Source organism: Flavobacterium amniphilum (assembly GCF_023634845.1).
Classification (GTDB): domain Bacteria; phylum Bacteroidota; class Bacteroidia; order Flavobacteriales; family Flavobacteriaceae; genus Flavobacterium; species Flavobacterium amniphilum.
Genome location: NZ_JAMLJL010000006.1, coordinates 246,399 through 252,603 on the forward strand (window position 1 = coordinate 246,399; position 6,205 = coordinate 252,603).

At 34.8% G+C, this 6,205-nt stretch carries 5 protein-coding genes and 1 pseudogene; 1 reads left to right on the forward strand and 5 read right to left on the reverse strand.

The genetic code is table 11. The features are described from left to right. Window positions 1-2,454 (reverse strand): annotated as a pseudogene (locus NAT51_RS09295) (hypothetical protein); the annotation flags it as partial. A gap of 417 nt (window positions 2,455-2,871) precedes the next feature. On the opposite strand from NAT51_RS09295, the gene NAT51_RS09300 reads away from it, so the two are divergent. Next, on the forward strand, window positions 2,872-3,978 hold the full coding sequence (locus tag NAT51_RS09300) for a helix-turn-helix domain-containing protein (RefSeq protein ID WP_250598284.1): 1,107 nt from the start codon (window positions 2,872-2,874) through the stop codon (window positions 3,976-3,978). Window positions 3,979-4,053: 75 nt separating this feature from the next. On the opposite strand, the gene NAT51_RS09305 is transcribed toward NAT51_RS09300, so the two are convergent. From NAT51_RS09305 to NAT51_RS09320, 4 genes are all read right to left on the reverse strand, one after another. Further along, window positions 4,054-4,554, reverse strand: a complete 501-nt coding sequence (locus NAT51_RS09305) for an ExbD/TolR family protein (RefSeq protein ID WP_250598286.1) — start codon at window positions 4,552-4,554, stop codon at window positions 4,054-4,056. Continuing rightward, window positions 4,535-5,281, reverse strand: a complete 747-nt coding sequence (locus NAT51_RS09310) for a S8 family serine peptidase (RefSeq protein ID WP_250598290.1) — start codon at window positions 5,279-5,281, stop codon at window positions 4,535-4,537. The genes NAT51_RS09305 and NAT51_RS09310 overlap by 20 nt, the downstream gene beginning before the upstream one ends. Window positions 5,282-5,289: 8 nt before the next feature. Then, on the reverse strand, window positions 5,290-5,793 hold the full coding sequence (locus NAT51_RS09315) for an ExbD/TolR family protein (RefSeq protein ID WP_250598292.1): 504 nt from the start codon (window positions 5,791-5,793) through the stop codon (window positions 5,290-5,292). Further along, window positions 5,774-6,205 (reverse strand): S8 family serine peptidase (locus NAT51_RS09320; RefSeq protein ID WP_250598294.1); only part of this gene is annotated, 432 nt, incomplete at its 5' end. The genes NAT51_RS09315 and NAT51_RS09320, both read right to left, overlap by 20 nt.

The window sequence follows — 6,205 nt, forward strand, 5'->3', positions numbered from 1 at the left end:
TAGTCCTGTTCCGCTTACCGTTGGTCCAGTCGGTGTAAAGACATAGGTATGGGCAGCATTATAGTTGCTGATAGTACTTGTTCCTGCTATCGAACAGGTCGGAGGTGTTGTGCTTATGGTTGGTACAACAGGAGTTACCAGTACCGCTGCATTACTAAAGGATGCAGAAGCTCCTGAAGTACATGTTCCGTTGGATGCTGTTACGATATAAGAAGTACCGATGACCATTCCGGAGATTAGTCCTGTTCCGCTTACCGTTGGTCCAGTCGGTGTAAAGACATAGGTATGGGCAGCATTATAGTTGCTGATAGTGCTTGTTCCTGCTATCGAACAGGTCGGAGGTGTTGTGCTTATGGTTGGTACAGCAGGAGTTACCAGTACCGCTGCATTACTAAAGGATGCAGAAGCTCCTGAAGTACATGTTCCGTTAGATGCTGTTACGATATAAGAAGTACCGATTGTCATTCCGGAGATTAGTCCTGTTCCGCTTACCGTTGGTCCAGTCGGAGTAAAGACATAGGTATGGGCAGCATTATAGTTGCTGATAGTACTTGTTCCTGCTATCGAACAGGTCGGAGGTGTTGTGCTTATGGTTGGTACAACAGGAGTTACCAGTACCGCTGCATTAATAAAGGATGCAGAAGCTCCTGAAGTACATGTTCCGTTGGATGCTATTACGGTATAAGAAGTACCGATTGTCATTCCGGAGATTAGTCCTGTTCCGCTTACCGTTGGTCCAGTCGGAGTAAAGACATAGGTATGGGCAGCATTATAGTTGCTGATAGTGCTTGTTCCTGCTACCGAACAGGTCGGAGGTGTTGTGCTTATGGTTGGTACAGCAGGAGTTACCAGTACCGCTGCATTACTGAAGGATGCAGATGTTACTGGAGGACAAATTATATTTGCAGCCACAGTTACGGTATAAGAAGTACCTATTATCATTCCGGAGATTAGTCCTGTTCCGCTTATAGTTGGTCCAGTTGGATTAAAGACATAGGTATGGGCAGCATTATAATTGCTGATAGTGCTGGTACCAGCCGCTGAACAGTTCGGTGGTTGGGAAGTTATTGTAGGAGCTATTGGAGTGTTATCAACTGTTACAGTAGCAGTAGCAGTAGCTGTACAGCCATTTGCCCCTGTTACAGTTACGGTATAAGTTGTTGTATTCGTTGGTGTAGCAGTAGGATTAGAAATGTTAGGGTCACTTAATCCTGCAATAGGATTCCAGGAATAGGAAACACCACCGGTTGCTGTTAATATTATGCTGGGATTAGCACAGTTTGTTGTTGCACTACTAGGTGTTACATTAGCTACTACGGGTGTCAAAATATCTAAAACCATAAACGGATCTGATGGACTGGAAGTAAAATCGATATCAATTATATGTAAAGACGCTGTGTACTCTTCACCATAAAGCAAACCGGTTATCACTCCACCCGGACCGACTGACACATAATTAACAGTATTTCCTAATGAATCATAAAATATATAATTAATGTTTGGATCGTCTAAATAATTAGTTATGGTTGCTGTACCTGCAACACTACAGCTGGGCGGTGTAATATTTACAATTGGAGTAAACAAATCTACCCCATCACAACTAAATCCATCATTGCTTGAAGAATCACCTGAAGGAAGTACCCAACTGATATCAGTTGATGATGCGTTATCGACATCTTTAATTAAATAAACATTTCCTGTTGAATTATTAAATGTCAATAGATTTCCTTTTTTATCTATCCATATTGCACCAAAAGCAGTAGCCGCAGCAAAGTTATGGCCGGTATTTGGATTGGTAAGATTTAAAGTTCTGGTTGTAACAACATGTGTAGTCTGATTAATGATAACCAATCTGCAACTCGTCGCTGTACCGGAATTTCTGTGAATTCCATAAAAGTTGCCATCATAATAGGCGTAATCATTACATATCTGACCCTGATAACCTGTGCCGCTTAAAGAAAGATTATTAACATGAGCATTTGCAAAACCACTTGATAAATCCAAAATTGAAACATCAAATCTTCCTATATTAGTTAAGCCGTTGTCATCTCTGAAGTAGATGTAATTACCTTCAGAAAACATATTGGCATAAATATCTAAGCCACCCATGCCTGTTAGTGTTATTCTGCCTACATGAGCAAAACCAGCAGCAGGATTAAAAACCCTGACATGGCTGTTATCCTCTTTAACATACAACAATCCTGTAACAGAATTAAATGCAGAAGCAGAACCAGAATCAGTACTGACTCCTGTTGTCAGAGTCTGTATGTTGACAAAACTTTGAGTTTGTAAGCTATACCTGTAAATTTCTACATTTCCCGCTGTTCCTTTAGTTTGATAAATCGAATTGAGTCCGGCACATGTTTGTGCTCTTAAATGAGAAGTTGTAAAAAATATTAGAAAGAAAAATGCCAGCTTAAACAAATTAAGCCATTTTGGAGTAAAGTTTTTCATATATTAAAGCAGTTTTGATTGGAATGATCATGTTGGATTAGTGATATACTTTGGCTCTCTATTTTAATTTTTCAGTTATAGATACTATGGAAAGCCTTGGTTTGCATTTCAAATTTATGAACAAGAATTTTCCCTAATTGTGTTTTTTAACCATATAATAGTGCCTGTTTATAAACTGAGTGGTACCTGTTTATAAACCGAGACTGCTACTTTTAATGATTATTGGGATAATGAAATGCGAATTATTGTAGATTTGCATCTGTCAAAAGCATTTTATTAGATAGTAAGAAAGTTAATTTGAAATATCCTTTCAACAGACTTTTTCCAAGTACGCCAAAACAATAATATTATAATACCACAATGAATACTTTTCTATTAATATTTTGTTATTTCAGCTGTTTAATGAGCTTATTATGTATGCTTATTATACTTCTTCAGAATAAATTTCACACCTATTATAAAGGTTTGATGTTACTTTGTCTTATTTCGTGTGCGATAGTTATAGGATCTTGGACTTTTTTTCAAGGGACAATTCCATTATTAGAACATGCTTATCTTTGGGTTATAAGTTTTCCTATAGATTTCCTTCCCGGTGGGTTATTATATCTATATGTAAAATCTGTTCTAAAAAAACAAAAAAAAATTATCAAATGGGATTATATTCATTTTATTCCTGCGTTATTGCATTTTATTGAACTTGTTCCTTTTTATCTCCTTCCAGTAAAAGCAAAACAACTTGCATTGACTTTATATTTAGCGCATCCTGAAAAATCCTCACCGACTTTTATACTTCCAATGGATTCTCATATTTTTTTGAAAACAGTATTTTGGTCTTTGTATGTGATACTCACAATAAGCGTGGTAGTTAAATTTCGTAAAACAAATTCTTTGTGGATTACAAGAAATGATCATATTTGGTTTTGGATAACAAGGCTTACGGCTATTCATTTAATAGCCTTAATAATTTCTATTATAGGTCTAATTTTTTTTGATGAATATGCCTATCGGGAGTTTTCGGTTTTACCTCCTTTATTTTTTATTTTAACCTGCATAATACTTCTCATGTTCAAGCCAAAAATATTATATGGGTTAAATTTCTTATACAATGGTAATAAGAATTCAATTAAGTTGAATGAAGAAGAAGAGACACTTTCAAAAACTTTTGAATTATCTTATAGTAAGAGTAAAGAATATAAAGAAAAGATAGAATTATTGATTCATGATAAAAAGGTATTTCTTATAAAGAATTATCTATTAACAGATATGTCTAATGATCTGGATATTCCTCTACATCATTTGTCTTATGTTATTAATAATGAGTTTGGTACTAATTATACAAGTTTCATCAATAAATGTCGTATAGATTATATAATTGAACATCGATATGATCCTGAATGGGCACAATTCTCGCTCGAGGGGATTGGAAACGAAGCAGGCTTTAATTCTAGAAATACTTTTTTTAAAGCATTTAAAATTGCTACTGGTAAAACTCCCTCCGAATATTTTAAAAAAAAAGAGAATTAATAAAAAAGGTGGGGCAACAACCCGCCTTTTTTATTGTAAATAGTAAAATAAGCAATCCCGACGCCGACTAATACATTACTTTTTTGTTAATAATTGCATTTCTTCCGTAGTAATATCAACCAATGCGTAAGTAGGTACTTTTGCAATAGCCATTTCATCCAAAATATCTACCATTCTTTTATAACTTGTTTTTTTACTCATTTTGATAAGTACAATTCTTTCATCTTTTCCTTCCTTCGAAAATGTTGATTTCAATCGTAATAATTCCTTATGGATACCATTTTCGCCGAATTCAAATTCTTTAGGTTTTTCGATAGGAGAAGACAATAGGCCAACATAACGTATGACTTTATTGCTATCATCAACTAATATGGTTATTGTTCTCTTAGCATTTTTTGGATTTAGACTAATTGTATCTTTTTGGATCTCACCATCCTCAGGTACACCAAGCTCCATCGACTGAGGCTTTGATAAAGAGGTTGTAATGACAAAAAAGGATATCAACAGAAAAAATGCAGCACACACAGCAATCAGGATAATCCATATTTTTTTTGATTTATTGTTTTCTTTCATCATTTGTAGATATTAATTGTTTTTTAGTTTTTTTCCATTCTTTAGCTACTAACAAAGCATTGTAGGCATTAATTACTCCACCTGTTTTAGAGAGTTCTTTAAATGGTTTTAAGGTTCCTTGTTCTTCGTCTGGTACTTGAACATCTAAGTCGTATTTTACGCTTGATTCCAACAAAATTTCTTTTACTTCCTTTGCAGTAAGTTTAGGATAATATGAACGAACTAATGCGGCAACACCGCAAACAATTGGACTGGCCATTGAGGTGCCGTCCCGGTATGCGTAACCTACATTTGCTTCGGTTGTTTTTACGAAAAAACTGGGAGCAAATACATCGACAGTTTTTTTGCCATAATTCGAAAAACTTGCTAAAAACTTCTTATCTCCATTAAAAGTAATACCACCCACTTTAATGAAATTTTGGCAAAATTCCTCTTCTGTGTCTTCATCATAATCAATTGGATAAAAAGCTGTTTTATCATTGTCGTTTGAGTCATTTCCTGCTCCGGCAATTAATAAAACATCATGCTTCTCGGCATACAAAAAAGCTTCTTTTATCCATTCAGGATGTGCACTTATAGTTTTAGCAAAACTCATATTAATAATTTTAGCTCCATTATCTACTGCATATCGTATTGTTAAAGCAATGTCTTTATCATTTTCATAACCTTGAGAGAAAGCATTCGGACTAAACAATAAAATACCAAATAATAAAATTGATAAATATCTCATTTTGTTTTTTACTTATTGCTTTCCAGTAATTTCATTTCTTCCGGAGTAATATCAACCAATGCGTAAGTAGGCACTTTAGCAATAGCCATTTCATCCAAAATATCTACCATATTTTTATAACTTGTCTTTTTACTCATTTTGATAAGTACAATTCTCCCATCTTTCCCTTCTTCCGAAAGTGTCGATTTTAATCGTAATAATTCCTTACGGATACCATTTTCACCGTATTCAAATTCTTTAGGTTTTTCCAGAGGAGAAGACAATGGGCCGACATAACTTATGATTTTATTGTTATCACCAACCAATATTGTTATTGCCTTCTTAGCATGTTTTGGATTCATACTGATTTTTTCTTTTTGTAGCTCACCATCCTCAACTACACCCAGCTCCATTGACTGAGGCTTTGATAAAGAGGTGGTAATAACAAAAAAGGAAATCAACAGAAAAAATGCAGCACACACAGCAATCAGGATAATCCATATTTTTTTTGATTTATTGTTTTCTTTCATCATTTGTAGATATTAATTGTTTTTTAGTTTTTTTCCATTCTTTAGCTACTAACAAAGCATTGTAGGCATTAATTACTCCACCTGTTTTAGAGAGTTCTTTAAATGGTTTTAAGGTTCCTTGTTCTTCGTCTGGTACTTGAACATCTAAGTCGTATTTTACGCTTGATTCCAACAAAATTTCTTTTACTTCCTTTGCAGTAAGTTTAGGATAATATGAACGAACTAATGCGGCAACACCGCAAACAATTGGACTGGCCATTGAGGTGCCGTCCCGGTATGCGTAACCTACATTTGCTTCGGTTGTTTTTACGAAAAAACTGGGAGCAAATACATCGACAGTTTTTTTGCCATAATTCGAAAAACTTGCTAAAAACTTCTTATCTCCATTAAAAGTAATACCACCCACTTTAATGAA